Below are 17,936 nucleotides of genomic sequence, written 5' to 3'. Positions count from 1 at the left end.
GGCCAGGCGTCTCCGTCACTCTCCCTGGAAGTCGGGTTTGGCGCGGCTGAGGAACGCTTCGACGGCCTGGACGTGATCCCGGGTCCGTCCGCAATGGATCTGTCCCTCGGCTTCCGCCTCCAGCGCCTCGTCGAGGCTGCTGGTCCCGGATTTCAGCAGTAGCTTCTTGGTCTGCGCGAACGCCTGAGTGGGCCCGGCGGCAAGCTGTGTGGCGAGTTCGACGGCACGGCCCAGGACGGCGTCACCATCACCGCCCGCCACGGTCTCGCCTGCGATGCCCCAGGTGATGCCTTCTTCCGCTGTGAACAGGCGGGAGAAGAGCATGAGTTCCCGCGTGCGTGCGTCCCCGATGGCGCGTGGCAAGGTCACGGACAGCCCGGAATCGAAGGTGAGCCCGATGCCGCTGAAGGCCGTGCCGAGCTTCACCCCTTCCCCGAACACGCGATAGTCACAGGCGAGGGCCAAGCCGAGCCCGGCGCCCACGCAGGCCCCTGAGACCGCGGCGATCACCGGCTTGGGCATGCTGAGCAGGCTTCGCACCACGGGCGAGTAGTGCTCGCGAACCGTGCCGAAAGCCTCCTCGCTTCCGCTCCTCAGCCCTTCGGCATGTTCCGCAAGGTCCTGGCCTACGGAGAACGCAGGGCCGGAGGACGCCAGGACCACGGCCCTGACCGCAGTATCTCCTGCGACGTCCAGGACCGCGTCCAGCAGCGCTGCTTTAAGTTCGACCGTCAGGGCATTCCGGCGCTCGGGACGGTTCAGCACAATGGTGGCGACGGTGCCGTCACGACGGACGAGGACGGGGGAATCGGTCATGCCTGCTCCTTGATCGCTGAGTTCATCTGCACTGGGTTGGTCGGTACTGGGCCACTCGGTGTCGCGTTGGCCGATGCCGGGTTCGTCTGCTGAAGGAGCGCACGGTTCAGAGACCGGCTGCGTCCCCGGAACACCGCGATGACCGTCCCCTCCCGGCGAACCGTGACGTCGTAGACACCGGAACGGCCACGGAGAACCACCTCCCGGGCTTCGGCTCGGAGGACATCGCCCAGGTGACCGGGTTCCACGAAATCGATCTGGATGCCCGAGGCCACCGTCACGGTCCCCCGGCTGTTGCAGGCGAAGGCGAAGGCGCTGTCGGCGAGCGTGGTGATGAACCCTCCGTGACAGATCCCGTGCCCGTTCACCATGTCCTGCCGCACCGTCATGGTCAGTGTGGCCTCGCCCGGGCCGATGTGTTCGATCCTCATGCCGAGCCCCTGGCTGGCGTGGTCGGTGGACCACATGACCTCGGCACACTGGCGAGCGAGCTGCTCAGGGTCCATGGACGATTCGTCCTGCTCGCTCCGCACGGCGTTCACCATGAGTAGAACCCCTGTCCGCTCTTACGGCCCAGTTCACCGGCGGCCACCTTGTCCCGCAGCAGCTGCGGTGGTGCGAAGCGAGGCCCCAGCTCGGACTCCAGATGTTCCGCGATGTTCAGGCGCACATCCAGGCCCACGATGTCGGTGGTCTTCAGCGGCCCGACAGGATGGCGATAACCGAGGACCATGGCGGTGTCGATGTCCTCGGCACTGGCCACGCCCTCTTCAAGCATCCGCATGGCCTCCAGAGCGATGGCCACACCGAGCCGGCTGCTGGCGAATCCGGGAGCATCCTTGACGGTGATCGCGGTCTTGCCGAGACCAGCCACCCAGCCGCGGGCCGTCTCCACGAGGCCGGGCGCCGTCCGTGCCCCGACCACCACCTCGACCAGTTCGCTGACGGGAACCGGATTGAAGAAGTGCAGCCCGATCAGCTTCGCCGGATCGTTCAGGGCCTCCGCGAGGGAATCGATGGACAGCGAACTCGTGTTGCTGCCGATCAGGGCCTGCGGCGCCACCTCCTCGATCCTCCGCAGCACCGAGTGCTTGAGATCCGTGAGTTCCGGAACGGCTTCCACCACCAAGGGAATGCCTGCGAGCGCGGCCGCATCGGTCACCACCGTGATGGTCCCCGTGACCTCCACGCCCTTATCCGCCGCTTTGGCCAGCCCCGCGGAGACGCGCTCCCGGGCGGCTGAGGCGGAGGCGTCGTCGTTCTCCACCACTGTCACCGTGGCACCGGCGACGGCGAAGGCGTGCGCGATGCCGCCACCCATCCGGCCACCGCCATAGACACCGACGGCGTGCGGGACGCTGCTCATCGTTTCTCCTTGCGTCGGTTCAGGAACGCGGTCATGCGATCCTGCTTCTCCTGGGTCTCGAACAGCACGGCCTGGGCGATGTTGTCGATCAGCGGGTGGGCCTCTCGCGGAGCGTGGAAGGCTGCTTTGCTCATCCGCACGGCCAGCAGCGCCTGGGCCGTTATCCGGTCCGCCAGGCGATGTCCGGCAGACTCCAGTTCCTCCGCTTCCACCACCTCGTTCAGGAGGCGTGCTTCGAGGGACTCCTGCGCCGTGAGGACGCGCCCTGCCAGGAGCACTTCCTTGGCCAGGGGCTCTCCGACCAGTTCCCGCAGCCGCCAGGCCCCGCCGGCGGCTGCGAGGATGCCGAGGCCCGGCTCGGGGTTGCCGATCTTCACGCTCGGAGTGCCGATCCGGAAGTCACAGGCGTAGGCCAGCTCGGCACCCCCACCCAGGGCATAGCCCTCGATCAGGGCGATCACCGGCATCGGCAAGCGGTGGATCCGGTCGAAGATCCCGGAGTTGATGCCGGCCAGCGCGTCCTCCAGGCGGCGCTCGCGCAACTGGGCGATGTCTGCGCCGGCCGCGAACGTTCCTTGCGAGCCCACGATGAGCGCCACCCGCGGATTGCGTTCCAGCAGACCGCAGGCCTCGTGCAGGGCGTCCACCATGTCCTGGTCGATCGCGTTCCGGACCTCTGGACGGTTGAGCCGGAGAACGACGCGGTCGTCCTGTTCCTCCACCAGCAGCGCGTCGGCAACCGATCCGGCGCCGGGTGAAACGGTGCCACCGTCTCCGGTCCTCATGGCCGCTCCAGCAGCAGAGCGGAGCCTTGGCCCACGCCGACGCACATGGTCGCGAGGCCACGTTTGCCGCCGTCGTGCTCCAGACGACTCAACAAGGTCAAGGTGATGCGGGCACCCGAACAGCCCAGCGGGTGCCCGAGCGCGATGGCGCCACCCCAGGCGTTGACCTGCTCCGGGTCCAATCCCAGCTCACGCATGGATGCGAGGGACTGGGACGCGAAAGCCTCGTTGAGCTCCACGGCATCGAGATCGTCCGAGGTCCAGCCTGCACGGTCCAGGGCCTTGAGGCTGGACGGCACGGGCCCGATGCCCATCACCTCGGGCGCCACCCCGGCGCTCGCCCCGGTCACCACGCGTGCCCGTGGCTGCAGATCGTGTGCCGTGAGGAACCGCTCGCTGACCAGGACCACCGCCGCGGCACCGTCGTTGAGGGAGCTGGAGTTGCCGGCCGTGATCACGCTCCCGGGGCCGTGCAGTGCACGGAGGGCGGCGAGCTTCTCCGCCGTGGTGTCGGCTCGCGGGCCTTCGTCTCTCGTCACGTCTCCGACCGGCACGATCTCCCGCTCGAAGCGTCCTTCAGCCTGGGCCGCCAGAGCCCGCTGGTGAGAGCGCAGGGCGAAGCCGTCCAGTTCCTCCCGCGTCAGTCCCCAGCGTTCCGCCACCCGTTCGGCCGTCTGCGGCATCGTCAGGGTGGTATCCGCGTCGAAGCGCGGGTTGGTGAACCGCCAGCCGATCGAGGTGTCCCAGCTCTGGCCCGGCTTGGCCCAGGCCTTGGCAGGCTTCTCCATCACCCAGGGCGCACGGGTCATCGACTCGACGCCGCCGGCCACGACGACGTCGGCGTCCCCCGCCGCGATCATCTGCCGCGCCGTCGTGATGGCCGTGAGCCCTGACGCGCACAAGCGGTTGACCGTGAATCCCGGCACGGATTCCGGCAGACCTGCCAGCAGGGTCGCCATGCGGGCGACATTGCGATTGTCCTCACCCGCCTGATTCGCGGAACCGAAGATCACTTCGTCGATGATCTCGGGGTCGACGCCGCTGCGCCGCACGGCCTCGCGGATGACCAGGGCGGCCAGATCGTCCGGTCGTTCCTTGGACAAGGCGCCGCCGTAGCGGCCGATCGGGGTCCGGACACCGTCCAGAATGAACGCCTCGGGCATGATGCTCCTCTTCGTCGGTGCGGCTGGTTTCAGGCGTCGAAGTCGACGAGGACGTTCTCACTGACCGGAAAGCTCTGGCAGGTGAGGACGAAATTCTCGGCCACTTCGGAGGGTTCGAGGGCATAGTTGCGGACCATGTCCACCTCTCCCCCGCAGATCTTCGCGCGGCAGGTGCCGCAGACACCACCCTTGCAGGCAAAAGGAAGGTCGGTGCGGACGAGCTGGGCGGAATCCAGGATCGACATGTCCCGCTGCATGGCACTGGTGGTGCTTCGCCCATCCAACGTCACGGTGACCTCGCTGGTCACGCCTTCCGCGACACGGTCCGCATGCCGCAGTTCGGGCGGCGGTGCATCCACGTAGAAGAGCTCGAAATGGATGCGATCCGCAGGAACACCCAGTTCGGCGAGGATCTCGCGGGCCTCCGTGAGCATGGAGAACGGACCGCAGAGCCAGACGTGGTCCATGTCCTGCACCGGGATCAGCTCGCCCAGGATGCGGCGCAGCCTGTCCCCGTCCAGCCGTCCGGAGAACAGCTCCACGTCACGCGGCTCCCGCGAGAGCACGTGGATCAGGTCCAACTGGCGGTGATGCGCGTCCTTCAGATCCGCCAGTTCCTCAGCGAACATCACCGAACTCGTCTTCCGGTTCCCGTACAGGAGGGTGACCTCGGCATCCGGGTGTGCCAGCACGGTGGCCGCGATGGACAGCATCGGGGTGATGCCCGATCCGGCTGCGATGCACAGATGACGGCCGGCCAGCGCCGGATCCGCTCGGAAGCTGCCGCTCGGAGCCTGGACCTCCACCACGTCCCCGGGGCGGACCTGGCGGACCAGCCAGGAGGAGAAGAGGCCGTCCGGGATCTCCCGGACACCGATCCGGGGGGCGGAGCCTGCGGCCGCGCAGATGGAGTACGTCCGGCGGTGTTCCACGCCGTCGATCATGCGGCGCAGCGTGAGCGACTGCCCGGCGTCGAAGGCGAAGAGTTCGCGCAGTTCCTCGGGCACCTCGAAGGTCACCGCCGCCGAGTCGTCCGTGAGGGACTCGATGGCGCTGACGGTGAGCGGGTGGAAGGCCACGCGGTTAGCGGTGTCCGGGCGGGCGATGACTGTCACGTCAGATCTCCTTCACATGGTCGAAGGGTTCAAGGCAGGCACGGCAGCGGTACATCGCTTTGCAGGCGGTGGAACCGAACTCGGAATTGAGTTCGACGTCGGGGCTGCCGCACTGCGGACAGCTCACCGCACGACGGGTCGGCAGCAAGCTGAGGGGCACCGGCCCGCTACGGCGCGGCGCGGGCCCGGGAGGAGAGATACCTGCCTCGGCGAGCGCGTTCCGGCCGCGGTCCGTGATCCAGTCCGTGGTCCAGGCCGGCTCCAGGGCGACCCGGACCCGGGCATCGGTGAAACCCGCCGTCCGGAGTTCCCGGACCAGGTCGTCCCGCATGCTGGCCATCGCCGGGCAGCCGGAGTAGGTGGGGGTGATGGCCGCGACGACGGCCCCGTCCTGTTCCAGCTGAACGTCACGCAGGACTCCGAGGTCGATCAGGCTGAGCATCGGAAGCTCCGGATCCCGCACCCGGCCGGCGGCTTCCCAAGCGCGCTCCAGGAGAGTGCGCTCCAGAAGAGTGCGCTCCAGAGGCTCCTGGCTGCTCTCGGCGTGCACGGTGGCGGTCATCCGTCACCACCGTCCTTCGGGATGGGCACGTGCCACCACCTGCATCTCGGCGAGCAGGCGGCTCAGGGCCTCCGTGTGGCGGCCGTCGCGGCCCTTCAGTCCCTGTATTCCGGCAAGGGCACCGGACTCAGGGCGCGTCATGCCGCTGGCGGCGAAGACCTGTTCCAGCACCACGTCCACCTCGTCGCGCAGTCCTGCCGGATCGACTCCGACCCCGGCTTCGGCGACGGCCCGTTCAACGTCGTGGCTCTCGAACAGCTCGCTCCAGAGAGGCCAGAGATATGCCAGCGCATCGGTCAGACGACGCCTGGACTCCTCGGTTCCCTGGGCCAGGGTGAGGAACCAGCGCGCGGCGAAGTCACGGTGGTAGCTGAGCTCCTTGGCCCCCTTGGAGGCGATGGCGGCCAGCACGGCGTCGCGGCTGCCGGCAAGCTTCTCGAAGAGCGCCAGACGCCAGCTGGAGAAGAGCAGCACGCACACGATCACCTCGGCGAAATCCCCGTTGGGGACCTCGGCGAGCCGGACGTTCCGGAAGGCGGGATCGTCCCGGAAGAACGCCAGACGGTCCTCATCCGGAACCGGTGAACCGTCCGGCAGGGCCGGGACCATCCCGGGGTCCGCCGCGGCGGCACGGGCCAGCAGAAGCCTGGCCTGGCCCAGGAGGTCCAAGGCGATGTTGGCCAACGCGATGTCCTCTTCCAGGTCCGGGGCGTGACTGCACCACTCGGAGAGACGCTGGGAGAGGACCAGGGCGTCGTCGCCCAGCATCAGGCAGTAGGCTCCCAGCTGCCCGGCGTCCACGCCGTCGGGAACCGTGGTGTCGACGCCGGCCAGCGGGTCTTCGAAGTCGGTGCCGAACGCCCAATGCGCATCGTTGACCAGGAGGCCTGCGTAGGCGTTGTCATGTTCATTTTCTGCGGGGGTGTGCACTTCAGCCATGTCGTTCCTCCTGCCTCACATATGGGGGACGTTGTCCGGGATCTCGTAGAAAGTGGGGTGACGGTAGACCTTGTCCCCGCTGGGGGCGAAGAGCGGATCCTTCTCGTCCGGGCTGCTGGCGGTGATGTCGGCGGACTTCACCACCCAGATGCTCACGCCCTCGTTCCGGCGGGTGTAGACGTCCCGGGCGTGGCGGAGGGCCATCGCGTCGTCGGGGGCATGGACCGAACCGACGTGCACATGGTTCAGTCCGCGCTTGCCACGCACGAACACCTCGTACAGCGGCCATTCGCTGCGGATCTTCTCGCTCATGCCTGTGCCTCCTCGGCCATCGCCGTTTCCTTCGCCGCGAACGCCGACGCCGCTTCCCGCACCCAGGCGCCGTCTTCCCAGGCCTTCCTCCGGTGGTTCAGCCGCTGAGTGTTGCAGGGCCCGTCCCCCTTGACGACGGCCCAGAACTCGTCCCAGTCGGGCTGGCTGAAATCGTAGTGACCGCGTTCTTCATTCCATGCCAGACCGGGGTCCGGGAACGTGACACCCAGGGCTTCGGCCTGAGGCACGCTCATGTCCACGAACTTCTGACGGAGTTCATCATTGGTGTGGGTCTTGATGCCCCACGCCATGGACTGAGCGGTGTTCGGGGAGGCGTCGTCCGGGGGGCCGAACATCATCAGGGCCGGCCACCAGAAACGATTGACCGACTCCTGGACCATCTCCCGCTGTTCTGCTGTTCCACGCATCATGGTCATGAGGAGTTCGTAGCCCTGCCGCTGATGGAAGGACTCCTCCTTGCAGATCCTGATCATCGCCCGGCCGTAGGGGCCGAAGGACGTCCTGCAGAGCGGGACCTGGTTGCAGATCGCCGCCCCGTCGACGAGCCAGCCGATGGTTCCGACGTCCGTATAGGACAGCGTCGGGTAGTTGAAGATGGACGAATACTTCTGCCGGCCCTCGATCAGCATCTCGGTGAGCTGGTCACGCGAAGTGCCGAGCGTCTCGGCGGCGGAGTAGAGGTAGAGCCCGTGTCCGGCCTCGTCCTGGACCTTGGCGAGCAGGATCGCCTTGCGCCGCAGGGACGGTGCCCGGCCGATCCAGTTCCCCTCGGGCTGCATGCCGATGATCTCCGAATGCGCGTGCTGCGCCACCTGACGGATGAGAGTCTTCCGATAGGACTCGGGCATCCAGTCACGCGGCTCGATGCGATCCTTGCGAGCCACGATGGCCTCGAATTGAGCCTCCAGCTCCGGCTCTGCGACTGCCGATGACATAGCGCCTCCAGAAGGTCTGAACTATTTACTGACCGAACATTCTGTACTACTGTGGCACAGGACACACGGCTGGCGCAATGCCCGGTGAGAAGACCGGCGCGTTTCCCCGCCGCAGGGTATTCGAAAGGACGTCGCATGAGCTCAGTGCTGGAGAGTTACGCCGTAGGGACCTGGTTCCGCCCGCAGGACGAAGGGCAGGCCCTGCTGGACGCCGCCACAGGCGAAGAAGTCACACGGATCTCCACCACCGGCCTCGACTATGCCGCCATGGTGCGGCACGCCCGCGACGTCGGCGGCCCTGCTCTGCGAGCGCTCACCTTCCACGAGCGCGCCCTGGCCCTGAAGGCCGTGGCTCTGCATCTCGGCCAGTACAAGGACGAGTTCTACGCCCTCTCCTACCGCACCGGCGCCACCAAGCGGGACTCCTTCGTGGACATCGACGGCGGCATCGGCACCGTCTTCTCCTATGCGAGCAAGGGACGCCGCGAACTGCCGAACGACACCATCGTGCTCGACGGCGGCATCGAGGGACTCAGCCGCGGAGGCACCTTCGTGGGGCAGCACGTCTACACCTCCCGGACCGGCATCGCGGTCCAGATCAACGCTTTCAACTTCCCGGTCTGGGGCATGCTGGAGAAACTCGCCCCCGCCTTCCTCGCAGGACTCCCGAGCATCGTCAAGCCCGCCAGCCAGACGGCGTACCTCACCGAGGCGGTGGTACGCCGGATCATCGAGTCCGGGATCCTGCCCGAGGGAACCCTGCAATTGGTCAGCGGCAGCGCCGGCACCCTTCTGGACGAGCTCGGCACGCAGGACTCCGTCGACTTCACCGGTTCCGCCTCCACCGCCGACCTGCTCCGGCGGCACCCGGCCGTCCAGGAACGCGGCGTCCGCCTGGGCGTGGAGGCCGATTCGCTCAACTGCTCCATCCTGGGTCTGGACGTCACGGTGGACGATCCCGAGTTCGAGCTGTTCATCAAGGGCGTCGTCGCGGAGATGACGGTCAAAGCCGGGCAGAAGTGCACCGCGATCCGCCGGGCGATCGTCCCCGACGCCATGGTTCCCGCCGTCATCGACGCCCTCAGCGCACGCCTGGCCAAGATCGTGGTGGGCGACCCCTCAAACGAAGCGGTACGCATGGGTGCCCTCGCCAGCCGCGGCCAGCGCGAGGAGGTCCGCAAGGCCATCAGCACGCTGCGCCGCGGCGCCGACGTCGTCTTCGGCGATCCGGACACGGTGGAGACCGTGGGCGCAGACTCCGAAGCCGGCGCATTCCTCTCCCCCGTGCTCCTGCGCGCGCACGACGGCGCGAGCGAACCGCACGACGTCGAGCCCTTCGGCCCGGTCAGCACCGTCATCGGCTACCGCACGACGGCGGACGCCGTCGCCCTAGCCGCCCGCGGCAAGGGCAGTCTGGTGGCATCGCTGGTGACCCACGACCCCGACGTCGCACGCGAGGTGACCCTCGGCCTGGCCCCGTGGCACGGCCGCGTGCTGGTCCTGGACCGCGACGACGCCGCGGAGTCAACCGGTCACGGCAGCCCGCTGCCAGTACTGGTCCATGGCGGCCCGGGGCGCGCGGGCGGCGGCGAGGAGCTGGGCGGCATCCGCGGCGTCCTGCATCACATGCAGCGCACTGCACTCCAGGGTTCGCCGGACATGATCACGGCCATCACGGGCCGCTGGACCACCGGCTCACGGCGCAATGTGACGGACGTCCATCCGTTTCGGAAGAGCCTGGCCGAGCTGCGGATCGGAGACGGGATCGACTCCGCGCCCCGGACGGTCACGCTGGCCGACATCGACCATTTCGCCGAGTTCACAGGCGACACCTTCTACGCCCACACCAACCCGGAGGCAGCGGCGCAAAACCCGCTCTTCGGTGGCATCGTGGCACACGGTTACCTGGTGGTCTCCCTGGCAGCCGGGCTGTTCGTGGAGCCCAACCCGGGACCCGTGCTGGCGAACTTCGGTGTGGACAATCTGCGGTTCCTGACGCCGGTGAAGGTGGACGACTCCATTTCCGTGGCTCTGACCGTCAAGCAGATCACCCCGCGCAATTCCGCCGACTACGGCGAAGTGCGCTGGGACGCCGTGGTGAGCAATCAGGACGGCGAAGCCGTGGCGACCTATGACGTACTCACCCTGGTGGCCAAGGAGCTGGCACTCGGCATCGGACAGGTGTGAGGTGACCGTCAACGCCGCGCCCCGCGAGAACCGGACGCCCTACACCCTCGACACACTCCTGGACGTCGCGGTCAGCGTCTTCACGGAGCGCGGCTACGACGGCACCAGCTTTCAGCATCTGTCCCTGGCATCCGGGCTGTCCAAGTCCTCGATCTACCATCACATCGAGAGCAAGGAGCAGCTCCTGCGACTGGGGCTGGAAAGGGCACTGGAACCGCTGATGGCGACGATCTCCGAGCCCAGGGCTCTGGAGGGGCCGGCCATCGGGCGGCTGGAGTACCTGATCCGGAGGAACCTGGAGATCCTGGCCGAGCGGCTCCCCTACGTCACGCTGCTGCTGAACGTGCACGGCAACACGGAGACCGAACGCTGGGCGCTCGAACAGCGGCGCAGCTACAACAGGGCCGTGGCCGCCGTCGTGCAGGATGCGATCGACGAAGGCGACATCCGGGCCGACGTCGACGCCAAGACCACCGCCCGGCTCGTGTTCGGCATGATCAACTCGGTGCGCGAGTGGTACCGCCCGGAGCGGAACGTGACGCCGGAGGCCTTGACGGCGCAGATCCACTCCCTGCTGCTGGATGGGATCCGGACGCGGTAGTTCGCTGGGCCCACGCCCGCGGCCGTTGAGTTTGCGGTTTCTCGGGCCTCCGTGCCCCCGAAGCCCGAGAAATCGCAAACTCAACGAAGATCTGACCCCCAGGGCTACCTCTTCGGACGGTTGTCGAGGATCCGGCGCATCTTGCCATTGGAGCGTTCGACACTTCCCGGCAGGACGACGTCGACGGCGACCGTGACGCCGATCTTGCTCTTCACCAGGCGCTTGAGGCTCATCGCAGCGGCATGCGCGGCCTCCGGACTCACGCCGTCGCGCTGTTCGACGCGGACGGTCATGTCGTCCAGGATGCCCTGGCGGCCCAGCACGCACTGGAAGTGCGGCGAAAGCTCTGGGGTGTGCAGGATCAGCTCTTCGATCTGGGTCGGGAAGAGGTTCACACCGCGCAGGATGATCATGTCGTCCGTGCGGCCAGTGATCTTCTCCATGCGACGCATCGTCCTGGCCGTTCCCGGCAGGAGCCGGGTGAGGTCCCGGGTGCGGTACCGGATGATCGGCATGGCCTGCTTGGTGAGCGAGGTGAACACCAGTTCGCCCTCCTCTCCGTCCGCCACAGGCTCCAGGGTGAACGGATCCACCACCTCGGGATAGAAATGGTCCTCCCAGACCGTCAGCCCGTCCTTCGTCTCGACGCACTCGCTGGCCACTCCCGGACCGACCACCTCGGAGAGCCCGTAGATGTCCACGGCATGCATGTCCAGCCGCTCCTCCATCTCGCGACGCATGTCGTTGGTCCACGGTTCGGCGCCGAAGATGCCGACCTTCAGCGAGGTGGACCGCGGGTCGATGCCCTGCCGCTCCATCTCCTCGATGATCGCGAGCATGTAGGACGGGGTGACCATGATGATGTCGGGCTTGAAGTCCTGGATCAGCTGAACCTGCCGTTCCGTCATGCCGCCCGACACCGGGATCACGGTGCAGCCGAGCTTCTCGGCACCGCCGTGCGCGCCCAGCCCGCCGGTGAAGAGCCCATAGCCGTAGGCGTTGTGCAGGACGTCCCCGGCGCGCCCGCCGGCCGCACGGATGCTCCGGGCCACCACGGTCGCCCACATGTCGAGGTCGTCGCGCGTGTAGCCCACCACGGTGGGACGCCCAGTGGTCCCGGAGGATGCATGAACACGGACCACCTCTTCGCGAGGCACTGCGAACATGCCGAACGGATAGTTGTCACGCAGGTCCTGCTTGGTGGTGAAGGGGAACTTCGCCAGGTCCGCCAGGGAGTTCAGATCGTCGGGATGAACACCGGCGGCGTCGAATGCCTTCGTGTAATGCGGCACGTTCTCGTAGGCGTTGCGGAGCGTGGACTTCATCCGTTCCAACTGGAGTGCGCGCAGTTCGTCCACCGAAGCGGTCTCGATCGGGTCCAGATCTCCGGGCCGCGGGCTCAAATCCTGCATGCTGCTCCCTCACGCTTCGCGCCGCGCACCGCACGGACGCCCGGGAGATCAGCTCGTCCCGGAATTTATACTGACCGAACATTCGGTACTATATCGTGTCCCAGATCACATGGGTAGGGGTGCGGCGCAATACGCACGACAAAGCCCCTCACCGTCAGCGGCAAGGGGCTGTGTCATGCGAGAGAGTCAGTCCAGGACGACGACGGCGAGGTGTCCCGTCTGTCCTTCGGTGACGGTGAGGATCTCAGCGATCGCGGAGGCAGTGGCGTCGTCGAGCTCCGGAGCCTTCTCCCACATGAGGATCGACGGATAGCTCAGCTGCGCCGCCCATTCGCCGAGGCAGTCGTTCAGCGCGTCCAGATTGCGCCCGTAGTATTCCGGGAACCCCAGCGCGACGGCGAAGGCGTCGAGAACGCCGGTCCGATCCGGTGCCCGCGGAACAGCGTATGCCTCCCGCCCCTGAGAGAGGGCCGCGTGCTCCAGTTCGGCAAGGGTGTACCGACGCGCGTCGTAGCTTCTCACTGTCCCTCCAGGATGAAACGGAACGTGGCGTAGTGATCCGCCGTGTAGTACTTCTCGTGACCTGAACCGACGATGATCCGCCTGGCCCCGCGATCCTTGGAACCAGGGGTCGGCACCGTGTACTCCTTGTAGTAACCGCCACCCTTCTTGGGCAGGACACCTTCGAAATTGCCGAAGTTGATGCCGTCCCTGCTGTAAGGGTAGGGGCCGCCTTGGGCGATCAGTTCCAGGGTCTTCTGGGCCTCGGCCGGAAGCTGGGTTTCCTTCACGGAGGCCAGTGAGCTGGGATTCGTCGGAGCTTTCCCCTGAGACCCCTTGGGGGTCTTCCCGGAGGAGGTCCCGCCCGTTCCGGACGTCTTCTGTCCCGACGTGGCCGAAGCCCCGCCCGCGTCGTGATTCGCATGGCCGCCCGAGGTGCCGATCCAGATCAGCCCCGCCACGAGGGCGGCGGCGATGATCCCGGCCAGGGAGAGCAGGGCTTTGCGGTTCATGGTCTCCTCAGAGTCGGTAGATGTTCATCGAGAAGGCGTCCACCAGGTCCTTCTCCCCTTCTGCCCGGCGAGTGCCGCGCCGTTCCTCGTGGATCAACGAGGTGGAGAGTCTCAGCTCGAAACTGCGTTCGGCGTTCGCGCCGGTGACACCGAGCTCTTCCAGCCGCGGCAAGGTGATCTCCACATCGGCGGCGCCACCGTTGATCACGACCAGTCCGTCGATCCGCCCCTTGCGGGAACCGAGCAGGAGCTGGACCAGTCGCTGCTCCGGGTTGTTCCAGTCCTCCCCGGACATGAACTCGCCATCCTGGTTGAACCAGTGCAGATAGGAATACTCATCGCGTTGCGGGTAGTCGTAGGGCTGCGCCTCCATGAACTCACGCCGGATGCGGATGGCCCGGCGCGTGGCCTGGAACATCTGGCGGCTCTCCCGGGTGGAGGTCCAGTCCACCCAGGTCAGAGCATTGTCCTGGTTGTAGGCGTTGTTGTTGCCCTGCTGGGTCCGGCCCAGTTCGTCGCCGGCCACGAGCATCGGCACGCCAAGGGAGACCATGAGGGTGGTCATGAGATTCCGGCTGCTCAGAGCCCTCTGAGCGAGAAGGGACTCCACCTCGGTGCGGCCTTCGTATCCATGGTTGTAGCTCTGATTGCTGTCGTTGCCGTCCCGGTTGTTCTCGCCGTTGGCCTCATTGTGCTTCCGGTCGTAGGACACCAAGTCCTGAAGCGTGAAGCCGTCGTGTGCCGTGATGAAGTTCAACGAGGCCAGACGCGTGCGCCCGGAGCCTGCGAACAGCGACGCCGTCCCTGACACCACATCGGCCAGCGCGGACACGCTCCTCCCTTGGTGCCCGGCGTCGATCGCGGCGTGCTCACTCAGCCAGAAGGAGCGCACGGTGTCCCGGAAACGGTCGTTCCAGTCGACCCAGCCGAACGGGAAGCGGCCCGTCTGCCAGGAATCGTCCTGGCCCACGTCCCAGGGTTCCGAGATCAGCTTGACCTCATGGAACACCGGGTCCGCCGCAAGAGCCACCAGCAAGGGGTGCTTCGGGTCGAAACGATTGTGCTCGTCCCGGCACAGGGTGGTGGCCAGATCGAAGCGGAAACCGTCCACGTGATAGTCCTGCACCCAGTGCCTGAGCGAGTCAAGGACCAGCTGGACCACCCGGGGCTCGCCGAAGTTCAGGGAGTTCCCGCAACCGGTGGTGTCGTAGTAGTTCCCGTTGCCGTCATGACGGTAGTACGACTCGTCCCCCAGACCGCGGAAGCTGATCGCGGGACGATCCTTGCCGCCCTCCGCCGTGTGGTTGTAGACGACGTCCAGGATGACTTCCAGCCCCGCCGCATGCAGAAGCTTCACCATGCCCTTGAACTCGTCCTGGACCGCTCCAGGGCCTGCCTCACGGGCCTGCCGGGTGGCGTAGTCCGGATGCGGGGTGAAGAACGAGGCCGTGTTGTAGCCCCAGTAGTTCGTCAGGCCGAGGTCCTCCAGATGGGCCTCATCGAGATGGAAGTGCACCGGCAGCAGTTCCACCGCCGTCACGCCCAGGGACTTCAGATGCTGAATCATCGCCGGATGGGCCAGCCCGGCGTAGCTGCCGCGCAGCTCCTCCGGGATGTCCGGGTGCAGCATGGTCAAGCCCCTCACATGGGCCTCGTAGACCACCGTGTCCCGCCAGGGGACGTTCGGCCGACGGTCGGAACCCCAGTCGAAATCCTGGTGCATGCGCATCGAGACCAAGGCGCCGTCCAGCAGATCGACTCCCCTCCCATAGGGGTCCAGCAGCAGGCCCGCGGGCACTCCCGAGGCGGCCCCGCCGTCGTCGTCCAGACCGAACAGCTGGGCGCCTGCCACGCTGCCGGCACTCGGCGGGCCCGAAAAACCGTAACGGGTGCCCAGCGGGAAGCGCGGAACGAGTCCGTGGTGCACGCCACCGCTCTTCTCACTCAGCCGGCTGCGGCGCCAGACGCCGTCGGGCCCGAGGAGATGCACGTACACCGAGGGCAGCGCGGGCGCGAAGACGGCCACATTGACCGTGTCCGGGCCGTGCTGTTCGGCCTGGCGCGCCTCAGTGACGCCCAGCGGAAACGGGCGGGAGGCGGACACCACGAACTCGAGGGGACGGGTGATGGGTTCACTCATGGTCATACGTCAGGTGGTGGAGCGCCGTCGGGACACTTCGTACAGGGAGATGGCAACGGCCATGCCCGCGTTGAGCGACTCCATCGCGGAATCGATCGGGATGGAGACGATCTGGTCGCAGTGTTCCCGGACCAGGCGGCTCAGACCCTTGCCCTCGGAACCCACCACAAGGCAGATGGGCTCGGTGGCCAGGTCCAGGCCGGGCAGGGAGACGTCGCCGTCGCCGTCCAGGCCGAGGACGAAGATGCCCAGATCCTGGAAGGTCTTGAGGGTGTTGTTCAGATTGCCCGCGCGGGCGACCGGAACACGCGTCGCCGCTCCGGCGCTGGTCTTCCAGGCAGCCGCGGTGACGCCGGCTGCCCGGCGCTCGGGCACGATGACCCCATGGCCGCTGAACGCGGAGACGGAGCGGATGATGGCCCCGAGATTGCGCGGGTCCGTGATGCCGTCCAGGGCGACGAAGAGCGGCGGATTGGCGATGTGCCCCTTGCGCCACGCCTCCATGGTCTCCGTGGCCAGATCGATCGCGTCGCCGTATTCGTACGGCGGAATCTGCAGCGCAAGCCCCTGGTGGACGGCGTCCTCGGTCAGACGGTCCAGCTCCGGTTTGCTGGCTTCGATGATCGGCAGGCCGCGTTCGGCCGCGAGCTTGAGCACCTCTTTGACACGGTCATCCACATCGATCCGGATGGCCACGTACAGCGTCTTGGCCGGGATGCCCGCGCGCAGCGCCTCCACCACGGAGTTGCGTCCCGTGACGAGTTCCTCCGTGGCACGCCCCTTGGGGCCGGAACCACGACGCGCCAGGCGACCGTCGGCGGTCTTGCGCTTCGCGGCCGCCCGCTCGGCGAGGACCTTGTTCTTATAGGCCTTGTGATACTCACGGTCCTCAGCCTTGGGGGTGGGACCCTTGCCCTCCAGCGCCTTGCGGCCGTGGCCGCCAGTGCCTACGCTGGCACCCTTCTTGTGCTTTCGGACAGCTCCGGAACGGCCGATATTGGCCATGATTCACCCCTGCGGTAGTTTGCGGACCACTACCATTTTACGGACATCACGCGTGTCAGTCGCGCCGCAGGCTCCAAGTGGCCCCCTGGGGGCCGTCCTCGACGACGACGCCGGCCGCCGTGAGGGCATCGCGGATCGCATCGGAAGCGGCCCAATCCTTCTCCGCACGCGCCTTCGCACGGGCCTCCAGCTGGGACTGGACGAGCGTGTCGAGAGCACTGGCCGCCGGGCCCTCGACGGCGGCCGACGTCGCGACGTCGTCGAGGCCGAGAACCCGGGTCATCGCGGTCACGGACGACAACGCCGCACGGACGGCATCCTGATCACCCTCCGTGAGCGCCGCGTTGCCCGCGCGCACGGTCTCGTGCAGCACGGCCAGCGCAGCCGGGACATTGAGATCGTCATCCATCGCGGTCCCGAACGCTTCCGGGACCACGCCGTCGTCGAACCATCCGACAGCGCTCCCCTGCGATACGGAACCGTCCGCCTGGGCCACGGCACGCACCGCACGGGAGATGAACCCGTCGATCCGTTCCACCGCCGAGGCCGCCTCGGCCAGGGACCCCGGGTTGTAGTCCAGCACCGAACGGTACTGAGCCTGGCCCAGGTAGTAACGCACGACGCGCGGACTCGCCTGGGCGAGCATCTCCTCCGGGCTGACCGTGTTGCCCACCGACTTGGACATCTTCTCGCCCTGGTAAGTGACCATGCCGTTGTGCATCCAGAGGGTCGCGAAGTGGTCTCCGGCGGCCGTGGACTGGGCCAGCTCATTCTCATGGTGCGGGAAACGCAGGTCCAGGCCACCGCCGTGGATGTCGAACGCCGGCCCGAGGTACTTCGTGACCATCGCCGAGCACTCCAGGTGCCAGCCCGGCCGGCCCCGGCCCCAGGGCGAATCCCAGGCGGCCGTCTCGGGGTCACCGGCCTTGTGTCCCTTCCAGAGGGCGAAGTCGCGAGGATCACGCTTGCCGCGCGGATCCGCGTCCGCGGCGGCCTGCATATCGTCGATGTTCTGGCGGGTCAGGGCGCCGTACTGCGGCCAGGACCGGACATCGAAGTAGACATCCCCGGAACCGTCCGGGGCGGGGTAGGCATGACCACCATCGATCAGTCGCTGAATGAGCTCGTGCATCTCCGGCACGTGACCTGTGGCCCGGGGCTCGTAACTGGGCGCGGACACTCCGAGGGCCTCGTAGGCGCGGCGGAACGCCTGCTCGTAGCGGTAAGCCAGAGCCCACCAGGGTTCCCGCGCCTGGCGGTCGCCGTCGGGCTGGAAATCCGCGGCGAAGGACTCTGCCGACTTGGCCAGGATCTTGTCGTCGATATCGGTGACGTTGCGGACCACGGTCACGTCGTAGCCGCGGTAACGCAGCCAGCGGCTGAGCTGGTCGAAGGCGATGGCGGAGCGCAGATGCCCGACGTGGGGCAGGCCCTGCACGGTGGCACCGCAGTAGTACAGGCTGGCCTTTCCAGGCTCAAGCGGCTGGAAATCGCGGACCTGGGCGGTGGCCGTGTCATAGAAACGCAGAGTCACCTGCCAAAGCCTATGCCCTGGGGTCCTGTC

Annotated in this window: 18 protein-coding genes; 2 read left to right on the top strand and 16 right to left on the bottom strand. The window is 67.1% G+C overall.

Annotated features, from left to right (window positions below; genetic code table 11):
* Positions 1-15: 15 nt before the first annotated feature.
* Genes ACIPXZ_RS15755 through paaA form a run of 10 tightly spaced genes read right to left on the bottom strand, consistent with a single transcriptional unit; the run spans position 16 to position 8,014 of the window.
* Positions 16-816: an enoyl-CoA hydratase/isomerase family protein gene (locus ACIPXZ_RS15755; RefSeq protein ID WP_400596015.1), complete on the bottom strand. Its 801-nt coding sequence runs from the start codon at positions 814-816 to the stop codon at positions 16-18.
* Positions 813-1,361, bottom strand: a complete 549-nt coding sequence (gene paaI / locus ACIPXZ_RS15750) for a hydroxyphenylacetyl-CoA thioesterase PaaI (RefSeq protein WP_400596013.1) — start codon at positions 1,359-1,361, stop codon at positions 813-815. The genes ACIPXZ_RS15755 and paaI overlap by 4 nt, the downstream gene beginning before the upstream one ends.
* Entirely contained in the window at positions 1,355-2,182 is an 828-nt protein-coding gene (locus ACIPXZ_RS15745) for a 3-hydroxyacyl-CoA dehydrogenase family protein (protein WP_400596011.1), read from the bottom strand. The genes paaI and ACIPXZ_RS15745 overlap by 7 nt, the downstream gene beginning before the upstream one ends.
* Positions 2,179-2,967 carry an enoyl-CoA hydratase/isomerase family protein gene (locus ACIPXZ_RS15740; protein ID WP_400596009.1) on the bottom strand — a complete coding sequence of 263 codons (789 nt, stop codon included), beginning with the start codon at positions 2,965-2,967 and terminating at the stop codon, positions 2,179-2,181. The genes ACIPXZ_RS15745 and ACIPXZ_RS15740 overlap by 4 nt, the downstream gene beginning before the upstream one ends.
* A complete protein-coding gene (locus ACIPXZ_RS15735) occupies positions 2,964-4,130 on the bottom strand; it encodes a thiolase family protein (protein ID WP_400596007.1) in 1,167 nt (388 codons plus the stop codon). Before ACIPXZ_RS15735 ends, ACIPXZ_RS15740 begins: the two co-directional genes overlap by 4 nt.
* A gap of 29 nt (positions 4,131-4,159) precedes the next feature.
* Positions 4,160-5,245, bottom strand: a complete 1,086-nt coding sequence (gene paaE, locus ACIPXZ_RS15730; protein ID WP_400596005.1) for a 1,2-phenylacetyl-CoA epoxidase subunit PaaE — start codon at positions 5,243-5,245, stop codon at positions 4,160-4,162.
* A 1-nt stretch (position 5,246) separates the two neighbouring features.
* Positions 5,247-5,807, bottom strand: coding sequence for a 1,2-phenylacetyl-CoA epoxidase subunit PaaD (gene paaD / locus ACIPXZ_RS15725; RefSeq protein WP_400596003.1), 561 nt, complete (start codon positions 5,805-5,807; stop codon positions 5,247-5,249).
* 3 nt (positions 5,808-5,810) lie between these two features.
* Entirely contained in the window at positions 5,811-6,746 is a 936-nt protein-coding gene (gene paaC / locus ACIPXZ_RS15720; protein WP_400596001.1) for a 1,2-phenylacetyl-CoA epoxidase subunit PaaC, read from the bottom strand.
* Between the two features lie 15 nt (positions 6,747-6,761).
* On the bottom strand, positions 6,762-7,058 hold the full coding sequence (paaB, locus tag ACIPXZ_RS15715) for a 1,2-phenylacetyl-CoA epoxidase subunit PaaB (RefSeq protein WP_400595999.1): 297 nt from the start codon (positions 7,056-7,058) through the stop codon (positions 6,762-6,764).
* Positions 7,055-8,014, bottom strand: a complete 960-nt coding sequence (gene paaA, locus ACIPXZ_RS15710) for a 1,2-phenylacetyl-CoA epoxidase subunit PaaA (RefSeq protein ID WP_400595997.1) — start codon at positions 8,012-8,014, stop codon at positions 7,055-7,057. Before paaA ends, paaB begins: the two co-directional genes overlap by 4 nt.
* Positions 8,015-8,149: 135 nt before the next feature.
* On the opposite strand from paaA, the gene paaZ reads away from it, so the two are divergent.
* Positions 8,150-10,201, top strand: coding sequence for a phenylacetic acid degradation bifunctional protein PaaZ (gene paaZ / locus ACIPXZ_RS15705; RefSeq protein WP_400595995.1), 2,052 nt, complete (start codon positions 8,150-8,152; stop codon positions 10,199-10,201).
* Position 10,202: 1 nt separating this feature from the next.
* Positions 10,203-10,802, top strand: coding sequence for a TetR/AcrR family transcriptional regulator (locus ACIPXZ_RS15700; RefSeq protein ID WP_400595993.1), 600 nt, complete (start codon positions 10,203-10,205; stop codon positions 10,800-10,802).
* A 104-nt stretch (positions 10,803-10,906) separates the two neighbouring features.
* On the opposite strand, the gene paaK is transcribed toward ACIPXZ_RS15700, so the two are convergent.
* From paaK to cysS, 6 genes are all read right to left on the bottom strand, one after another.
* Entirely contained in the window at positions 10,907-12,214 is a 1,308-nt protein-coding gene (paaK, locus tag ACIPXZ_RS15695) for a phenylacetate--CoA ligase PaaK (RefSeq protein ID WP_400595991.1), read from the bottom strand.
* Between the two features lie 186 nt (positions 12,215-12,400).
* On the bottom strand, positions 12,401-12,736 hold the full coding sequence (locus ACIPXZ_RS15690; RefSeq protein WP_400595989.1) for a barstar family protein: 336 nt from the start codon (positions 12,734-12,736) through the stop codon (positions 12,401-12,403).
* The gene (locus ACIPXZ_RS15685) at positions 12,733-13,227 is read right to left on the bottom strand and encodes a ribonuclease domain-containing protein (protein ID WP_400595987.1); all 495 of its coding nucleotides are present in this window, start codon (positions 13,225-13,227) and stop codon (positions 12,733-12,735) included. The genes ACIPXZ_RS15690 and ACIPXZ_RS15685 overlap by 4 nt, the downstream gene beginning before the upstream one ends.
* Positions 13,228-13,234: 7 nt before the next feature.
* Entirely contained in the window at positions 13,235-15,367 is a 2,133-nt protein-coding gene (gene glgX, locus ACIPXZ_RS15680) for a glycogen debranching protein GlgX (RefSeq protein ID WP_400595985.1), read from the bottom strand.
* 9 nt (positions 15,368-15,376) lie between these two features.
* Positions 15,377-16,372, bottom strand: a complete 996-nt coding sequence (gene rlmB, locus ACIPXZ_RS15675) for a 23S rRNA (guanosine(2251)-2'-O)-methyltransferase RlmB (protein WP_400595983.1) — start codon at positions 16,370-16,372, stop codon at positions 15,377-15,379.
* A 55-nt stretch (positions 16,373-16,427) separates the two neighbouring features.
* On the bottom strand, positions 16,428-17,906 hold the full coding sequence (gene cysS / locus ACIPXZ_RS15670; protein ID WP_400595981.1) for a cysteine--tRNA ligase: 1,479 nt from the start codon (positions 17,904-17,906) through the stop codon (positions 16,428-16,430).
* Positions 17,907-17,936: the final 30 nt, after the last annotated feature.

This window comes from Arthrobacter sp. NPDC090010 (assembly GCF_044748305.1).
In the GTDB taxonomy this organism is placed as follows: Bacteria; Actinomycetota; Actinomycetes; order Actinomycetales; family Micrococcaceae; genus Arthrobacter_E.
Note: the sequence above shows the minus strand (reverse complement) of the source record. Positions and strands in the feature narration are given on the sequence as shown.

Excerpts from the sequence above, each read along its gene's own strand:
- paaI (WP_400596013.1), bottom strand. The coding sequence starts at position 1,361 with ATGGTGAACGCCGTGCGGAGCGAGCAGGACGAATCGTCCATGGACCCT.
- rlmB (WP_400595983.1), bottom strand. The coding sequence starts at position 16,372 with ATGGCCAATATCGGCCGTTCCGGAGCTGTCCGAAAGCACAAGAAGGGT.
- paaB (WP_400595999.1), bottom strand. The coding sequence starts at position 7,058 with ATGAGCGAGAAGATCCGCAGCGAATGGCCGCTGTACGAGGTGTTCGTG.
- ACIPXZ_RS15740 (WP_400596009.1), bottom strand. The coding sequence starts at position 2,967 with ATGAGGACCGGAGACGGTGGCACCGTTTCACCCGGCGCCGGATCGGTT.
- glgX (WP_400595985.1), bottom strand. The coding sequence starts at position 15,367 with ATGAGTGAACCCATCACCCGTCCCCTCGAGTTCGTGGTGTCCGCCTCC.
- paaZ (WP_400595995.1), top strand. The coding sequence starts at position 8,150 with ATGAGCTCAGTGCTGGAGAGTTACGCCGTAGGGACCTGGTTCCGCCCG.
- paaA (WP_400595997.1), bottom strand. The coding sequence starts at position 8,014 with ATGTCATCGGCAGTCGCAGAGCCGGAGCTGGAGGCTCAATTCGAGGCC.
- ACIPXZ_RS15755 (WP_400596015.1), bottom strand. The coding sequence starts at position 816 with ATGACCGATTCCCCCGTCCTCGTCCGTCGTGACGGCACCGTCGCCACC.
- paaK (WP_400595991.1), bottom strand. The coding sequence starts at position 12,214 with ATGCAGGATTTGAGCCCGCGGCCCGGAGATCTGGACCCGATCGAGACC.
- paaC (WP_400596001.1), bottom strand. The coding sequence starts at position 6,746 with ATGGCTGAAGTGCACACCCCCGCAGAAAATGAACATGACAACGCCTAC.
- ACIPXZ_RS15745 (WP_400596011.1), bottom strand. The coding sequence starts at position 2,182 with ATGAGCAGCGTCCCGCACGCCGTCGGTGTCTATGGCGGTGGCCGGATG.
- paaD (WP_400596003.1), bottom strand. The coding sequence starts at position 5,807 with ATGACCGCCACCGTGCACGCCGAGAGCAGCCAGGAGCCTCTGGAGCGC.
- ACIPXZ_RS15735 (WP_400596007.1), bottom strand. The coding sequence starts at position 4,130 with ATGCCCGAGGCGTTCATTCTGGACGGTGTCCGGACCCCGATCGGCCGC.
- ACIPXZ_RS15685 (WP_400595987.1), bottom strand. The coding sequence starts at position 13,227 with ATGAACCGCAAAGCCCTGCTCTCCCTGGCCGGGATCATCGCCGCCGCC.